Source organism: Ruegeria sp. CDSC052, from assembly GCF_059610685.1.
In genome coordinates this window covers 325,764-342,160 of sequence record NZ_JBXWOB010000002.1, presented here as the reverse complement: position 1 = coordinate 342,160, position 16,397 = coordinate 325,764, and the positions used below count along the sequence as shown (strand labels likewise).

The following is a 16,397-nucleotide window of genomic DNA, read 5'->3' as shown; positions in this document are numbered from 1 at the left end:
CCCCATGGGAACTTTGAGTGGCAAAACGCTGGTTGTCGGCGCGGGCGGCGTCTCTCACGCTGCGGTGCACAAGATGGCGATGAATTCGGACATCTTCACTGAAATCACGCTGGCCAGCCGCACCAAGTCGAAATGCGACGCCATTGCCAAGGCCGTGAAAGAGCGTGTGGGCGTTGATATCGCTACTGCAGAGCTGGACGCTTATAAGGTCGCGGACACGGTCAAACTGATCAAGGACACCGGTGCCGAGGTCCTCGTGAACCTGGCCCTGCCCTATCAGGACCTCGTGTTGATGGACGCGTGCCTTGAGGCGGGCATCCACTACATCGACACCGCGAATTACGAGCCCGAGGACGAAGCCAAGTTCGAGTATCACTGGCAATGGGCCTATCAGGATCGGTTCAAACAGGCAGGACTGACCGCCATCCTCGGTTCGGGCTTTGATCCGGGCGTGACGTCTGTCTTTGCGACGTGGTTAAAGAAACACAAGTTGGATACGATCCGCCAGATCGACGTGCTGGACGCCAATGGTGGCAGCAACGATCAGGAATTCGCCACCAACTTCAACCCCGAGATCAACCTGCGCGAAGTGTTGGCCGAAGTGCGCCATTGGGAAGCTGGCGAATGGAAACACTCCCCCGCCATGACCCATAAGGTCGAGTTCGACTTTCCCGCCATCGGCCCCAAAAACATGTACCTGATGTATCACGAGGAGCTGGAGAGCCTCTCCACCCATTTCCCCGAGATCGAGCGCGCCCGCTTCTGGATGACCTTCGGCGACGCCTATATCACCCATGCCAAAGTGCTGGAAAATGTCGGCATGACCCGCATCGACCCGGTAATGCATGACGGCAAGGAAATCATCCCGATCCAGTTCCTGAAAACCCTGCTGCCTGATCCCGGCGATCTGGGTGCGGAAACCAAGGGTAAGGCCTGCATTGGCGACATCGCTACAGGTCAGGCCAAGGATGGTTCGGGCGAGAAAACATATTACATCTATAATATCTGCGACCACGAGGAATGCTACGCCGAAGTCGGTAGCCAAGCCGTCAGCTACACCACTGGTGTCCCGGCCATGATTGGTGCCGCGCAGGTGTTGAAAGGCAACTGGACGCAGCCGGGAGTGTGGAACATGGAACAGCTCGACCCGGATGATTTCATGGACATGCTAAACGCACATGGCTTGCCATGGCAGGTTCACGAACTGGATGGTCCGGTCGAATTCTAAAGCTTAACCGTCATCATATTAAAGAGGGAGCGAATAGAAGCAATGTCGTCAGATCAGCAAATGGCAATTCTGATCGGGTCGATGTTCGGAACCTATGCGCTCCTTCTTATTTTATCGAAGCGGTACAGGACAGACACGGTCAAAATGTTCCGCTTGGAAAAGTCCAGCATTCTTGTGGCAGTAGAAAATCCTGTCGCTACCACTACTCATATCCTGTCATTCATTATACCACTTTGGATGATGGGCCTCATCTGAAACTGCGTCGAACTTTAAGGGGCCGCAGTTAGAATGAAAGGGACTGGATTATCATGGCAGAAATGATGACCACACAAGCCGGGGATGCTGGAGCCTTCCGCAATTTCGACCTCAACCGCGTGCCAACGCCTTGCTTTGTGGTCGACGAAAAAGCAGTTGAGCAAAATCTGGCTATCTTGTCCGACGTCGGCAGTCAGTCAGGTGCGCAAGTGCTGAGTGCGCTCAAAGCGTTTTCGATGTTCTCGCTTGCACCGCTGGTCCGCCAACATCTTGACGGCACCTGCGCCAGCGGTATCTATGAGGCGCGTTTAGGCCGCGAAGAATATGGCGGCGAAGTCGCCACCTTCTGCGCGGGCTACAAGGAAGCGGACATGGATGAAATCCTGTCGCTGTCCAACCATGTCATCTTTAATTCTATAGCTCAAAAGGATCGGTTCCTGGCCAAAGCCCAAGCAGCAGGTGTGCAGGTCGGTTTGCGCATCAACCCGGAACATTCCGAGGGCGAGATTGCAAAATACGACCCCTGCGCGCCCTGTTCGCGTCTGGGCACACCGGTCAGCCAACTAAGCCATGAAATCATGGTTGGTGTGGACGGCCTTCATATGCATACACTTTGCGAACAAGGGTTCGAGCCCTTGATGCGCACATGGGAAGCCGTTGCACCAAAACTCGCCCCGTTCCTGGGTCATCTCAAATGGCTGAACTTCGGCGGTGGCCACCATATCACCCGCGACGACTATGATCGTGATGGGTTGATCGCGTTCATCAAGGCGATCCGCGAAACCCATGACGTCGACGTCTATCTTGAACCCGGCGAGGCTGTGGCACTGGATGCGGGCATTCTGGTGGGCGAAATTCTCGACCTGCCGACCAATGGCATGGCCCTTGCGATCACCGACATCTCGGCCACATGCCACATGCCCGATGTGATCGAAGCCCCCTATCGCCCTGCCCTGATGGACGAGGCCGAGGCAGGGCATACCTACCGTCTGGGTGGCCCCTCCTGTCTGGCCGGGGATGTGATCGGCGACTATGCGTGGGACAAACCGCTGCAGATCGGCCAGCGTTTTGCCTTCCTCGATCAGGCGCATTATTCGATGGTCAAGACCAACACGTTCAACGGCGTCCCCTTGCCGACCATTGCCTTGTGGAACAGTGCGACGGACGAACTGAAACTCATCAAACAGTTCGGCTATGACGACTTTAAAGAGAGGCTCTCATGAGCGTTTTCCTCGACAGTGAACTGACCACATCGGAACGGACCGAAAACGCCCGGTTTCGTGTAATCCCAGTACCGCTGGAGCGCACGGTATCCTACGGCTCGGGTACTGCCGGTGGCCCGGCGGCGATCATCGAGGCCAGCAACGAGCTTGAGCGCATCACCGGCCTTGCCGAGCCTTGCACAAAGGGTATTTTCACTGAGGAACCTTTGAACTGTGACGGCCCTATGCCTGCAGTGATGGAACGCCTTGCCCTGCGCACCGAAGCCGCCATTCGCGCTGGTAAAGTACCGGTCACTCTGGGCGGTGAGCATTCGCTGAGCTACGGTGCGGTGATGGGCGTGGCCCGCGCGTTGAACCAACCGATCGGGATCGTCCAGATTGATGCGCATGCGGACCTGCGCGACACGTATCAGGGTGAAAAACACAGCCATGCTTCGGTCATGCATCTACTGGCCGAAGAAGGCGTCCGACTGGCCCAATTCGGCGTCCGGGCCTTTTCGACCGAAGAGGCGCAGAGCCGGGTGAAGAACAACGTGTTCCACATTGATGCCGAGGAGCTGGTCACCGGTAACATCAACGCGGTCGATCTGCCCAAGGATTTCCCCGAACTGGTCTATGTCAGCTTCGATGTCGACGGGCTGGACCCTTCGCAAATGCCGGCCACAGGAACACCCGTGCCCGGCGGCTTGGGCTATTATCAGGCGCTACAACTGGTCGAGCATGCCCTTCGGGGGCGCAAATGCGTGGGGTTCGACGTGGTCGAACTCGCCCCGGACGGCAATGCCGCTTGGGACTTTACCGCCGCACAGATCGTCTACCGTCTGATGGCCGCCTGCTAACCTTCGGCGGTTTCGTTCAACTCCATATGCCCCTCGCCGCGGCTTAGGACACGGCGCAGCATCGGCTCGAAGAACTCCAACGGTTTGGTCGGGTAATCCGGATCGAACGCCTTTTGGTCGTATTCATGGCAGAAATAGCGGCAGTCCTCCCAATAAGGACTGTCGCGGTACTTGTCTCGGGCGTTGCGGTCTCCGCCCAGGTGGTGATTGTAGTAATAGCCCTGGAACACGCAGTGATGTTTGAGGATCCAATGGGTTTTCTGGCTGACATAGGGCTTCATCATCGCCGCTGACAGCTCTCCATGGTTATAGGGAGACAGGATATCGCCGGTGTCGTGGATCAGCGCTGCGACGACCAGCTCTTCTTCCGCCCCATCCTCATAGGCGCGCGTCGCGGCCTGCAGGCTGTGCTGATAGCGGTTCACGGGATAGGGCGTCCAATCCTCGTCCAGCGAACGGATCGCATCCAGTATCCTGTCCGGCAACGCGGCGTTATAGGCCTCTTCGTATTCCATGACGGCGTCCCAATCGGCCTTGGTCGCCTCTTCAAAGCTGGTCCAGGTGGGTTTGTGGGTTTTGTCCAGCATGGTCCGGTCCTTTTGACTGATCATCCAACCGCAGCCTAACGCAGAAAACCTGAGCGAAAAAACGAATTAGCTTGGCCGAAGAACATTGCGCCGAAATGCGCCGTAGCTTCAGGCTTGGGACAATGCCCGCGAGTGTTTTCTTGCGCGCACGCGCAGAAGCGGACGACCTGCAATCAAAAGAAACAGGCACGAGATCAATATGCCCATGACAGCAGGCAAATAGAGCAATAGCCACAATTTCGGGTCTTCGATCACCAACGGAGACACAAAGCCGCGCATACCTTCCAAAAGGACCAGAATTATGAATGCTCCAAAAATCTGTGGCCACAGGCCAAATCTGGAAAAGCTGCCCAACATAAGGGTTGCATAGCCCGCCATCGCGACCGCGATACAAATGGTGATCCACGAAAATCGCTGATGCAGCTCGTCGATCAACGCGCCCTCAGTGAACCCTTCTGCTGCCGCGATCGCAGCCCGGTCGCGCAACAGCTCTGCGGTGGGAATGGCCTCGAGGCTTCGCTCGGCCGCGTTGTCGGTACTCGTCAATTCTGAGATGTCATAGGACGCGTCCTGAAACAGTGTAGACGACAGGGTACGTCCCTGCCTGTCCTGACGCAGGGCAACTCCGTCAACCATCACCAGATGAATGCCCGAGCCGTTATTGACCAGATAAGCTGTTTGGCTGGAATAGCTGACCGGGCTGGTTTTATCCCGCCGGTCCGAAACAAAAACTTCGCGCAAAGTCCCGTCCAGATCAATTCCCCCAATATAGACGGTCACGTCACTTGCAGGATGCAGGAATTCGCCTTCATTCAATAACTGCGCTGTGACGTCACCCGCCACTTCGGCCTGCCGTTTTTCCAGTAGATCGACCGAGGCCGGGCGCAGGAAAACACTGATCGAGGCCATCATCAGACCAGCAACAAGACCGAACAGAACCACAGCGCGAGCCAGCCGCCACGGGCTGGAGCCTGTGGCCAGCATCACCGTTAGCTCGCTTTCACGGCTCAGGCGGTTGGTGGCATAGACGGCCGCTGCGAACACGGCCATGGGCATCACCGTACGGATCAGCGTCGGCAAAGTAAGAGCGGTAAATTCAAGAAACACCATGGCCGATTGACCACCGCTGATGACACGGTCAAACAGGCTGACCGAGCGGGTGATCCAGAAAACCCCCACCAGAATCAGAGTGAAAAAGCCGAACAGAATCAGCAGTTGCCGCAGGAAATATCCATCGAAGCGCGACATGTATCCTCATCCGGCTACCTGAAATTCGTTTGGACAATATGCCAATCCCCTGACCGAGGAAACCGCATAGCCCAAGAATTATAGAATTTGAGCCGTGCGCACTAAAACGGCTTATGCCACATCGGAATTGGCACCCCGATCCAGAATGCTTACCTGCCCGGATCAGTCCAGCGTTTCAGACAACGATCTGAGCAGGTGATTGAGTTGATCGCGCTGTTGCAGGGACAAACCCTGAACCAGGCGCTGCTGAGTCTCTACATGATCCGAAACGGCGGCCTCAATCGCTTTGAATCCGTTTTGGGTAAGACGGATCAGGAAGCCCCGGCCATCCTCAGGGTTTTGCACTCTTTCGACCATCCCCGCCTTAACCAGTTGATCGACGCGATTCGTCATTGTGCCGGACGTCACCATTGTAAGCTCCAAAAGCTCGCCAGGTGAAAGACCCTCTGGCTTGCCAGACCTTCGCAACGTGGCAAGGACATCAAAGCTGGCAGCGTTCATGTCATGAAGAGCCCAAGTATGCTCCATCGCCCTTCGCAACTGAACCGCCAACCGCGTCAGTCGACCAACGGTTTCCATTGGCCCCACATCCAGGTCGGGCCGGGCACTGTTCCACTGCGCGATAATTCGCTCCACATGATCCATGAGTTCTGGCTAGCCCAACTTTATCTTGACGTCAAGATTTTGCAATATATCTTGACATCAAGATAAAGGGATTCGCCATGAGACACCAAACCGACATCGCCCTAACTGCTGTTGCCCCTTTGATCTGGGGTAGCACCTATTATGTTACGACCGAATTTTTGCCCGTCGGATATCCGATCACGATGGCCGCGCTGCGTGCGCTGCCTGCCGGGCTGCTGCTGCTAGTTTTGTCCCGTCAACTTCCAAGGGGTCATTGGTGGGGCCGCATATTCATTCTGGGCGCGCTCAATTTCACCGTGTTCTGGACCCTGCTTTTCGTCGCGGCTTACAGGCTCCCCGGTGGGGTCGCAGCCACTGTCGGCGCGGTACAACCTCTTATTGTAGTCTTCCTGTCGGCATTTCTGCTGAACACCCCGGTTGGGCTGAGATCGGTCGGCGCAGCGCTGCTGGGGGTGATCGGCGTCGGGTGCCTTGTCCTCGGAACAGCTATCAATCTTGATACGGTTGGCCTGATCGCTGGACTGGGTGGCGCCCTTTCGATGGGAGCAGGAACTGTCCTGACGCGCAAATGGCAACCGCCAGTGCCGCTGCTGACATTTACCGCTTGGCAACTAACCGCCGGCGGGCTGTTGCTGGTGCCGCTTGCACTGATGTTTGAGCCCGCCTTACCAGCGCTTGAAAAAAACAACCTTCTCGGAATTGGATATCTGAGCGTCATCGGGGCTGCCCTGACCTATATCCTGTGGTTCCGAGGCCTCGCCCGGATCGAACCCTCTGCGGTCTCGGCACTTGGCTTTCTCAGCCCGCTATCCGCCGTAATGATTGGTTGGGTCATGCTTGGGCAAAACCTGACCTTTGTGCAGATCGCCGGTGTCTGTATTGTACTTCTGGCGGTCTGGCTGGGGCAAATGGGCAAACGTACCGGCCGTTCGATTGTCACCATCAGAAAGCCCGCCTGAAACTCCAGGCATCGATGTACGAGTTTTGTGCTAAACTGTGTGCTGTGCAACGCCCGGGCTAGAAAGGTATCACGTGTCAAAAAGCCGAGTAAAACCGCGCTATTTTGCCATCGCCCTGCTGCCGGTATGTGTTTTCGCAATCCATAAACTGATCCAGAACCAAATGATCGCCAATGAACTGGACGTACCAGTGAACTTTGTGTTGAGCGGTAGCTCTTGGCAGGAAGCCGTTGGTCGGTTTCGGTTTCTTGCCGCGTCCTGGTTCTTTTTATCGCTGGCCTTGTTGCCCGTGGCAGTCTTGTTCCGGACCCTGTCACGCCCGATCGAAAAAAACACCCGGATCGCGGCAATCGCGATTGTAGTCGCCATCGTGTTTCTGGCTCTCGTGCCGACCATTCAAAAGCATATGACCGACCAAAGCCCGCAGATTTACCACCAGATCGGCAAAGCCGTTTTTGAAACAGCATTGTCGCAAGGCACCTTACCGGCATGTTCCGGTTCGGAAGATAGCTGGATGTTTGGGAAATGCGGGCAGGCCCCTGTTCTTTCACTGTTCAACCGTATTCTGGACCTGGTGAATGCAATGGCCGGCCTTGCGATCGGGTCGCTGATTGTCGGAATGATATTGTGTCTTGGACGGCATGAATCTCAGGACATCGAAGCAACAGCAGTTGAGCTGGCGCAAAACCTGCGGCATATGCGGCAGCAACTCTACCTGTCCAGTCTGGTGCTGACCTTCGGCATGTTCTTTGCCGCAAGCTGGATGTACTGGCCCTTGCCCATGATCGCTGAATCAGAAAGGGCCGCCTATAGCGCATTGCTCAACGCATCGGCCTTGTTCACCGGCACATATTTTTGCTTGCTAATGCTCAGCTACTTTCTTCCCGTGGCAGTCCTTCTGGACGGAAGAATTTCTAACCTCGCTTTGGCTGCCCGAAATCAGGGCGGCACAGACCAGGCATTCGACATTGATGACTGGAGATCGTCGCATAAGCTGACAGAAGGAACAGGTGACATCATCCGCGCCGGCTTCGCCCTGACGGCCCCAATCTTGGCCGCTTTTGCCGGTGGCATATCACCGATTTTGGGTTAGACCGTGATTTGTTGAGCAACCAGAACACGGTTTATCGCATCGGTCGAATGCTCTGCTGGTCCAAGTTGTAACAGCTAGGCTGCGCAAACGGTCACGCGTGTCCCATTCCGCCCAAGCTGGCACAAACTTCTGGCAATGGAGAGAATGGCAGGGGCAGCAGGGTTCGAACCCGCGACCTACGGTTTTGGAGACCGTCGCTCTACCAACTGAGCTATACCCCTAAGGTGCGCCTCAAATATGCCAGCCGCGCGGCGGACTCAAGAGGCTTTTTCAGATTCCTCCTTAGTTATGCGCACGACAAACAAGTTGCGTATGGCGTTGAGTTCTATAAGACACGGTTTGATTAATATGAGGGTCACCATTAGTGAGTATCCGCAAGAAAATCGCCGATAGCGAGGCCGTCCTGAATTGGACCGCCCGCCGCATCGCGAGCTATATTCGGATGGTCAACCGCAACACCCAATGGCAACGCATCGGCTATGAAGAGCTGGACCAGCTGGCCGATCAGGGCGAACCGGTCATCGTTGTCCTTTGGCATCAGCGGCTGGCGCAATCGCCCTATTTCTTCCCGCTGGACAAGGGGAGCATCTGCTCGATCACGTCTTCGGCACGCGCTGGCAGCATGGTTGGTCGGGTGCAGAAACTGTTCGGCATGGACACCATCGCCATGACCAGCAAAAACGCCAACAACATCGCGGTGTCACGCGAAGTGATCGGTAAGATCAAGCGGGGCATTTCCATCGGTATCGCCGCTGACGGCCCGCGCGGTCCGGAACGGGTGCTGTCGACAGTGCCTCTGGTTTGGGCACGCACCTCGGGCAAGCGGGTCTTCGGTATCACTTATTCCGCCCGCCACGGCAGCGAGGCCGGTACCTGGGATCGCCTGCTGATGCCGCGCCCCTGGCGCAACAAAGGCGTGTTTCTGTGCCGGGAATGGACCGAAAACGTTCCCCGCAAGGCCAGTGAAGAAGAACTCGAGGCCCTTCGCCTCAGCCTTGAGGCGCATATGAACGACATCACCGCCGAAGCAGACAGGATGGTCGGTCGCGAACCTTGGTCTCCCCAAGGCTAACCGCCGCGCAGCCTTTGCATCAGATACACTTCGCTGCCCTCGGGGATCGGTTCGGTCAGCCCGCTGGCGATCACGCGCCCGTTGATTGAGATGGAAACCCCGGCATCAATCGGCGCCTGAAGCTGCGGATGAACCCGCGCAAGTTCCCGCAGCAGCTCGCCGGTGGTTTTGGCCTCGACCTCGACCACCTGTTGACCCCCGGTCAGAGACCGGAGGCCGGACCAAAGGTGGACCTCAACCATTGTCCTTGAGCGCCGCCAAAATGCGCGGCGGTGACATTGGCAGTTGCTTCATCCGCACTCCTGCAGCGTTCGAAACCGCGTTGGCGATGGCTGCCAGCGGCGGCACAATGCCGGTTTCACCCACACCACGCACCCCAAACGGGTGGCCGGGGTTGGGAACTTCGACGATCACCGTATCGATCATCGGCAAGTCGCTGGCGACCGGGATACGATAATCGAGGAAGATCGAGTTCTGCAGACGACCATCCTCGCCATAGACATATTCCTCGTTCAGCGCCCAACCGATGCCCTGCGCCGCGCCACCCTGATACTGGCCTTCCACATAGGTCGGGTGGATCGCCTTTCCGGCGTCTTGAATGACCGTATAGCGGGTGATGCTGGTCTTGCCGGTTTCCGGGTCGACCTCGGCATCGACGATATGTGTGCCGAATGACACGCCTGCGCCTTCCGGGGTCGCTTCGAAATGGCCCGAGATCGGACCACCGGTCGCACCCATATCGGCGGTGATATCGGCCAGCGGCATCGGATCGAAATCGCCCGCATTGGGGCCCGAGGGCACCGCGCAGCCGTTTTCCCATTTCACCGCATCTACCGAGATGCCCCACTTGGCCGCCGCGCGTTCGCTCAGCTTTTCAACCGCATGCCGGGCCGCCTTGATCGTGGCCAGCCCTGAGGCATAAGTCACGCGCGAGCCGTGCGAAACGTCGTTATAGCCGAGTGTTGCCGTGTCCGCGATGGTTACGCGAATATTCTCGTAGGGAATGCCCAACACCTCGGCTGCCATCAGCGCCATCGACGCGCGCGAACCGCCGATATCGGGCGTGCCGACCATCAGCTGGGCCGAACCATCCTCGGACAGGGCCAGCGACACGGATGTCTCGCCCCCGTGATTGAACCAGAATCCACAGGATATCCCACGCCCCTGCCCTGGTTTCAGTGGCGCAGAATAGTGCGGATGCGCCTTGGCGGCCTCAAGCGTTTCGACCAGACCGATGCGTTCGTAGCGCGGGCCATAGCTGGCCTTGGTACCTTCGTAGGCGGCGTTTTTCAGGCGCACATCCACGGGGTCCAGCCCCAGCTTCTTGCACAGCTCGTCAATCACCGATTCAACCGCAAACGCCCCCATCGGCGCGCCGGGCGCGCGATAGGCGGCCTGTTTCGGGCGGTTGGCCATGACATCATAGCCCACCTGCTTGACGTTAGTCAGGTTATAAGGAGCAAAGGCACACATGGCCGTCATATCACCCGGCGCGCCGGGGAAGGCCCCACCCTGCAGGCGGAACACGCCTTGCGCTGCGGTGATCGTGCCGTCATTCTTCATCCCGATCTTGATATCCATCGACGCGGAGGCCGTCGGACCGGTGGCCCGGAATACCTCGGATCGGGTCATCACCAGCTTGACCGGGCGGTTGGCCTTGCGGCTCAGCGCCAGCGCGACCGGCTCGATGAATACGGTTGTCTTGCCACCAAAGCCGCCGCCAATCTCGGACGCCGTCACCCGCAGTTGCGATGTTTCGATCCCCAGCAAAGCCGCACAGGTTTTCTGCGCGATCCAGTGCCCTTGGGTGGTGCACCACAGCTCACCCTTGCCGTCATTTCCCAGCGTCGCCAAACAGGCATGAGGTTCGATATAGCCCTGATGGGTTGCCTCGGTGACAAAGCTGTCTTCAACGACCAGATCCGCTTCGGCAAAACCGACCTCGACATCGCCATGCCCGCTTTCGTGATAGCGCACGACGTTTGGGTGCATTCCTTCGGGCACGGAATAATCCGCCGCCCCCTCGCGTATAACCGGAGCGTCCGGAGCCATCGCTTTGTCGACATCGGTCACATGGGGCAGCACCTCATATTCGACCTCAATCAGTTTGAGTGCGTCACGCGCCGACAGCGCCGAAGTTGCCGCAATAGCTGCCACCGCGTGGCCGTCATACAAGGCCTTCTCGCCTGCCATAACGTTTTCCAGCACGTTCCAGAACTCACCTTCAAGACCGGGCTTAAACGGCACCTCAGCGAAATCGTCACGGGTCACAACGGCTTTGACGTCTTTATGCGCTTGGGCCTTGGAGGTGTCGATCTTTACGATCCGCGCATGGGCATGGGGTGAGCGCAGAATAGCCCCGTGCAACATGCCCGGCGCGGTGGCGTCAGCGCCAAATTTCGCGCGCCCCGTGACCTTGTCCAGCCCGTCAGGGCGGTTCGGTCGGGTGCCAACGAAAGTGAATTCAGATTTGCGATCGTCGAGTGCCATTACGAAGCCTCCCGAAGTTCAGCCGCTGTATCCATCACGGCGCGAATGATCTTGTCATACCCAGTGCAGCGGCAGAGATTACCAGCCAACCAATACCGTGTCTCTTCCTCGGTCGGGTTCGGGTTCTTTTCCAGCAACGATTTGGCCGCGACCAGAATACCGGGGGTGCAGATACCGCATTGAAGAGCAGCATATTCAATCATCTTCTTCTGCAGCGGATGCAGAACGTCCCCGTCTGCAATACCTTCGACCGTCTCGATCTGTTTACCCTCTGCTTCGATCCCAAGCATCAGGCAGGAACAAACCAAACGGCCATCGACAGTTACCGAGCAGGCACCGCAATCGCCGGTGCCGCAGCCTTCTTTCGCACCGGTCAGGTTCAGCTTGTCGCGCAGACAGTCCAGCAGGGTCTCGCGTGGGTCACACAGGTATTCGACCGTGTCACCATTGACGGTGGTGGATACGTGGAACTTGCTCATGCTTGCTCTCCCTTGGCGCGGGCATAGGCGATTTTCGCGGCGCGTTTGGCCAGAACCCCGGCCACTTCGGTACGGAATGCGATTGTGCCGCGCTTATCGTCGATCGGGTTACAGGCAGTAGATGCGGCAGCGGCAAGCGCGTCCAATGCAGCATCGTCAAGGGTGCTGCCCATGATCGCCTTGGCGCAGTCTTCGACAAGCAGAACAGTCGGAGCCACAGCGCCCAGCGACACGCGGACCTCGGTGATGGTATCCCCGTCCAGACGGAGATTCACACCTACGCCAACCACCGCAATATCCATCTCGGTCCTGGGGATGAACCGCAGATAGGCATCACCTCCGTTTTCGCCGCGTGCAGGAATATTGACCGCCGAGATCAGTTCACCCTTGGCCAAGGACGTTCTGCCCGGGCCGGTCGGAATATCTTCGACGGCAACCTCACGGATGCCACCTGGTCCGGTTACTGTCACGGTCACGCCCGCTGCCACCATGGCTGGCACCGAATCCGCCGCAGGCGAGCCATTGCACAGGTTGCCAGTCAGCGTCGCCCGCCCCTGCACCTGAGTCGATCCGATCAAATCCATCGCTTCGACCACGCCGGGCCAATCGCGGCCCAACCCGGGATGTTCGCTCATTTCCGCACCCGTCGCCGCCACGCCCAGCGTCCAGCTGCCGTCAGCATTGCGGGTGATATCGCTTACGCCATTGATTTTCTTGATGTCTATCAATGTATCAGGCGTCACCAATTCCGAGCGCAACTGCACCAGAACATCGGTGCCACCGGCAAGAAACCGTGTAACGCCATTTGCATTTTCTGCCAGAGCCGACGCCTCGGCAAAGCTGGCAGGGCTGTGATAATCCATGATTTTACCTCGCGCCTGTTGGTCAGGATCCACTGGGGTTCGCAGGGACGTTAGTGCAGCAACACACTGGCGTCCATGGCAAGAACGACCTATTTTTCGATCCCGAAATGTCGTTTCCAGACCTCGGATCAGAGGTCGATCTCGACCACCCCGTCCGGGTCCGCAGCACGGCTTTGGCACAGGATGATTGCGCCTTCGCGCTGCTTGTTCGATAGCACGAAATCCCTGTGCTCGATTTCACCCGAAATCACACCGCATTTACAGACGCCGCAAATTCCGTCCGAACATTTCACGTCGACCTGAATTCCGGCTTCGTTCAGCACCTGCGCCGCGTGTTTGTCGGCGGGAACCTGCAGCTCTCGCCCCGATTTGGCCAGTTTCAGCGTGAAAGAATGGTTCTCATATTCGGGCTGCTCGGGAACGGAGAAATACTCCAGATGCCGCGCCTCGTCTGGGAACCCCTGACGTTCCGCTGCCTGCATCACGCCTTCCATGTACCGATCCGGGCCGCAGGTATAGACGTGCCAACCTGCCTGATATCCCGACAGGATTGACTGTAAATCAGCGCGCGTACCTTCGTCCGAGAAATGATAGTGCACGTGATCGGCCCAGGGCATTGCGGCCAGATCGTCCAGATACCCCGCCCCGGCGCGGGTACTGGCCGAGTAATGCAGCGCAAAGGGTTTGCCCAGACTGTGCAGGCGGTGGGCAAAAGCGATCATCGGCGTGATACCGATCCCGCCGCCCATCAGGAATGTCCTGGTGGCGGTCTCATCCAGTTCGAAATGGTTGATCGGTTTCGAGATGAAAACCTTGCGCCCTTCGGTAAAAATCCGATGCAACAGGGCCGAGCCGCCCCGCCCCTTATCCTCGCGCAAGACACCGATCTGATAGGTCGCTGCGTTCGCCGGATTGCCGGACATTGAATATTGCCGCAGGAACTCTGGCGCGACCAGCACGTCCAGATGGGCGCCTGCGGTCCACTGAGGCAGCGGCGCGCCATCCAGCGTCGCGAACTCATATTTGGTCACATCATCCGTCATCCGGTCGACCATGCTCAGCTCGACCCGCATGACAGGGGCATCCCCGGCGATCGTATAGCTGTGAACAACAGACATGTCCCCGGCGGCCTTGCGTGCCTTGTACTCCTCTGCCGTGACCATCGCTTCATAAGCTGCAATCCCGGCTTCGCGGTCCATGGCAAAAGGATAGGGCCAGGGATGCGGGGCCAGATAGGCGGGATAGACCGCCAGCGTCTGATCCTCATATTTCAGGGCAAGGTCCGTCTGCAGGTTGCGCCGGTTCAGCGGATGCTGGGTCGGGCGATACGCGCCGTCGGGCTGCAATTCGATATCCCACCACCATTTCTTGGTGTCGTTCAAGCCGCCATTGCCCACCGCATCGTCCAGTTTCGCCAGCGCTGGCGCGGCTTGGGGGAAGTTCATCGCGGCCCAGCGGAAGGGACGTTCCTTGAAGATGCCTTCCAGATTCCATGGGCAGGTCTTCATGCACCGCCCGCACATCGCACCACCCGATGTTGTCACCCGGTAAGTGGCGCATTTCTGGCTGTCGGATTTCCAGATTTCATAGCCGTTGAACATCAGTTTTGGCCCGGCGGTGATCGCCCCCGAGGGGCATTCTCGCGCGCATTTGTTGCAGCTTTCACAAAAACTCTGCAGTCCGAAATCTATCGGCTTGTCATGAGCCAGAGGCATATCTGTTGTGACCGCACCGGATTTCAGACGCGGGCCCAAATAGGGGTTCAGGATGACCTCGCCAATCCGGCTGACCTCTCCCAGTCCCGACAACAGCAAAAGCGGAGGCTGCAGCACCTCGCCATCCATCACCGTATGGGCCTTTGCCTTGTACCCAAGGTTGCGGATCTGCTGTGCAACGACCCCACCCAAAAGCGAGAACCGCAGATAGGCGCGCATGGATTGGGCCACTGCAATCCAGTCGTCACCACTGGACCCTTCCATGGTCTCGTAACCCTGATCAATGATCATGCTGATGGCTTGATCATGCGGCGGCGTGATCTCTTCTCCGGCAGCATCATGTGAATACCACGCCCAATCGGGGCACCGGCTGAGACCGACGGCATCCGCACCCAGAAAATAGGTCGCGGCCTTGATATTGGCGGCGTTCCGGGCGGCATCTGTCGGTGGCGTGGTCTGGGCACTGTCGCCATCCTGCAGCAGAACAAACGCGCCCAGCGCGCGCCGTTGCGCGAAACTGGGGGCCGCCTTGCGCACATAATGCCCACCCTTGGCGGCGTCCTGCAGAGTCTTACCCATGTCGCCGAATTGCGCCCGGGCAAACATGTCAGCCCGTTTGGGGACGCGTGCAACGTTTTCCTCGTCAATATAAGTTGTCGGCGTTTCGACACGCTTAAGCTTTTCGAAGGGATGCGCGCCGTCGACATAGCGCCGTTTGGCATAGGAGTCTCGGTTCAACGCATTCTTGGCAAAACCCGCCCCCAACCACCATGCCGGCCCTTGTGTGCGAATCCGCGGTTGCTGGGCCATCGGGCACAGCGGGCGGTCATGGGCGATCTCCATCTCGGTCGTCACTACGGCCAGCCCGAACCGAGTCCCAAGCCAAGGGGCGACAAGCTTTCCGCCTTCAACCGTGGCAAGACCCGCAGCGACCGCCAGTTTGCCCAGATCAACGTCCGACGACATCGCCGTATGCGCCCGCGCATCAAAGCCAAGCAGGCGGATGTAGTTGGCAATAACCACCGCATTTTCGGTCGCCAACAAACAAGCGCGATGATCCTGCGCATCCACGATCCAATCGGCTCCGGGCTCGGACGGGTCCGGGTCACGGTTGTGTTCATATAGGAACACGATTGCATGGCGGTGGCTGTCAATCGGTTTGGGTGCAGCCTCGATACTGTCTTTCAAATCCGCCATGATGACGTCAATACCCGAGGCCAGTGTCTTGGTCTGCCGAGTTCTTAAGGCATCTGACAGCCGGTCGATATCGGGATTACGGCGTGGCGCGGATAACAGCGCGTCGGACGGCAGCGGACCGCATCCGATCATCGACGCATCGTTGAAATAACCAAAGGCCTTCAAATGGTTGGCACGTTCGCGCGGCTCTGACGGGATATCGGCCATTGCCGTGTTCACCAGCCCGTTGCGGATCGCATCCATCATAGCCTGAAATTCACCCATCGCATTAACGATGCTTTGGGGTTTGTCGGGTCGGCGAAAGCTAAGATCGCCCATAGGCGTCACCTGCGAAAGGTCCGGCATTGTGTCCTGCCGCGCCAACCGCTCTAGCGGGTAGCCGCCCATATGAACTGGCCTGTTCCGGTCTGAAAAGAAACGGATTCCCATAGCGTGCCTCCCCTTGCCCGTCTGACCCTTAATGCCCGGTAGACAGCAATACCATTCATACTTAATCATAAATAA

The 16,397-nt window shown here is 57.9% G+C and carries 14 protein-coding genes and 1 tRNA gene; 6 read left to right on the top strand and 9 right to left on the bottom strand.

Going from position 1 to position 16,397, the window contains the following annotated elements; translation table 11 throughout:
- Window positions 1–4 precede the first annotated feature (4 nt).
- The 3 genes from AC2FIM_RS07035 to speB all read left to right on the top strand — a co-directional run bounded on the left by AC2FIM_RS07035 (window position 5) and on the right by speB (window position 3,545).
- Window positions 5–1,228 carry a saccharopine dehydrogenase family protein gene (locus tag AC2FIM_RS07035; protein WP_496707962.1) on the top strand — a complete coding sequence of 408 codons (1,224 nt, stop codon included), beginning with the start codon at window positions 5–7 and terminating at the stop codon, window positions 1,226–1,228.
- Window positions 1,229–1,536: 308 nt separating this feature from the next.
- Window positions 1,537–2,706: a carboxynorspermidine decarboxylase gene (gene nspC / locus AC2FIM_RS07030; RefSeq protein WP_496707963.1), complete on the top strand. Its 1,170-nt coding sequence runs from the start codon at window positions 1,537–1,539 to the stop codon at window positions 2,704–2,706.
- Window positions 2,703–3,545, top strand: a complete 843-nt coding sequence (gene speB / locus AC2FIM_RS07025; protein WP_496707964.1) for an agmatinase — start codon at window positions 2,703–2,705, stop codon at window positions 3,543–3,545. Before nspC ends, speB begins: the two co-directional genes overlap by 4 nt.
- Here speB and AC2FIM_RS07020 read toward each other — a convergent pair.
- From AC2FIM_RS07020 to AC2FIM_RS07010, 3 genes are all read right to left on the bottom strand, one after another.
- On the bottom strand, window positions 3,542–4,132 hold the full coding sequence (locus AC2FIM_RS07020) for an HD domain-containing protein (RefSeq protein WP_271948658.1): 591 nt from the start codon (window positions 4,130–4,132) through the stop codon (window positions 3,542–3,544). The genes speB and AC2FIM_RS07020 overlap by 4 nt on opposite strands.
- Before the next feature lie 108 nt (window positions 4,133–4,240).
- The gene (gene lptF, locus AC2FIM_RS07015) at window positions 4,241–5,380 is read right to left on the bottom strand and encodes an LPS export ABC transporter permease LptF (RefSeq protein WP_142635808.1); all 1,140 of its coding nucleotides are present in this window, start codon (window positions 5,378–5,380) and stop codon (window positions 4,241–4,243) included.
- 162 nt (window positions 5,381–5,542) lie between these two features.
- Window positions 5,543–6,025, bottom strand: coding sequence for a MarR family winged helix-turn-helix transcriptional regulator (locus tag AC2FIM_RS07010; protein WP_496676356.1), 483 nt, complete (start codon window positions 6,023–6,025; stop codon window positions 5,543–5,545).
- A gap of 77 nt (window positions 6,026–6,102) precedes the next feature.
- On the opposite strand from AC2FIM_RS07010, the gene AC2FIM_RS07005 reads away from it, so the two are divergent.
- Both AC2FIM_RS07005 and AC2FIM_RS07000 read left to right on the top strand, forming a co-directional pair.
- On the top strand, window positions 6,103–6,984 hold the full coding sequence (locus tag AC2FIM_RS07005) for an EamA family transporter (RefSeq protein ID WP_281995325.1): 882 nt from the start codon (window positions 6,103–6,105) through the stop codon (window positions 6,982–6,984).
- Window positions 6,985–7,147: 163 nt separating this feature from the next.
- The gene (locus AC2FIM_RS07000) at window positions 7,148–8,077 is read left to right on the top strand and encodes a hypothetical protein (protein ID WP_496676360.1); all 930 of its coding nucleotides are present in this window, start codon (window positions 7,148–7,150) and stop codon (window positions 8,075–8,077) included.
- Between the two features lie 145 nt (window positions 8,078–8,222).
- Here the strand turns inward: AC2FIM_RS07000 and AC2FIM_RS06995 are convergent.
- A tRNA-Trp gene (locus AC2FIM_RS06995) sits at window positions 8,223–8,298 on the bottom strand.
- Between the two features lie 143 nt (window positions 8,299–8,441).
- On the opposite strand from AC2FIM_RS06995, the gene AC2FIM_RS06990 reads away from it, so the two are divergent.
- The gene (locus AC2FIM_RS06990; RefSeq protein ID WP_496676363.1) at window positions 8,442–9,149 is read left to right on the top strand and encodes a lysophospholipid acyltransferase family protein; all 708 of its coding nucleotides are present in this window, start codon (window positions 8,442–8,444) and stop codon (window positions 9,147–9,149) included.
- Here the strand turns inward: AC2FIM_RS06990 and AC2FIM_RS06985 are convergent.
- The 5 genes from AC2FIM_RS06985 to AC2FIM_RS06965 form a co-directional block, all read right to left on the bottom strand.
- Complete coding sequence (locus AC2FIM_RS06985; protein ID WP_142635798.1) at window positions 9,146–9,391, bottom strand: MoaD/ThiS family protein; 246 nt, start codon at window positions 9,389–9,391, stop codon at window positions 9,146–9,148. The genes AC2FIM_RS06990 and AC2FIM_RS06985 overlap by 4 nt on opposite strands.
- Window positions 9,384–11,639: a xanthine dehydrogenase family protein molybdopterin-binding subunit gene (locus AC2FIM_RS06980; protein WP_496676366.1), complete on the bottom strand. Its 2,256-nt coding sequence runs from the start codon at window positions 11,637–11,639 to the stop codon at window positions 9,384–9,386. Before AC2FIM_RS06980 ends, AC2FIM_RS06985 begins: the two co-directional genes overlap by 8 nt.
- Entirely contained in the window at window positions 11,639–12,118 is a 480-nt protein-coding gene (locus tag AC2FIM_RS06975; protein WP_142635794.1) for a (2Fe-2S)-binding protein, read from the bottom strand. The genes AC2FIM_RS06980 and AC2FIM_RS06975 overlap by 1 nt, the downstream gene beginning before the upstream one ends.
- Window positions 12,115–12,981 carry an FAD binding domain-containing protein gene (locus tag AC2FIM_RS06970; RefSeq protein WP_496676369.1) on the bottom strand — a complete coding sequence of 289 codons (867 nt, stop codon included), beginning with the start codon at window positions 12,979–12,981 and terminating at the stop codon, window positions 12,115–12,117. Before AC2FIM_RS06970 ends, AC2FIM_RS06975 begins: the two co-directional genes overlap by 4 nt.
- A 128-nt stretch (window positions 12,982–13,109) precedes the next feature.
- Window positions 13,110–16,322 (bottom strand): reductive dehalogenase, encoded by a 3,213-nt coding sequence (locus tag AC2FIM_RS06965; protein ID WP_496707965.1) that lies wholly within the window; start codon window positions 16,320–16,322, stop codon window positions 13,110–13,112.
- Between the last annotated feature and the right edge of the window lie 75 nt (window positions 16,323–16,397).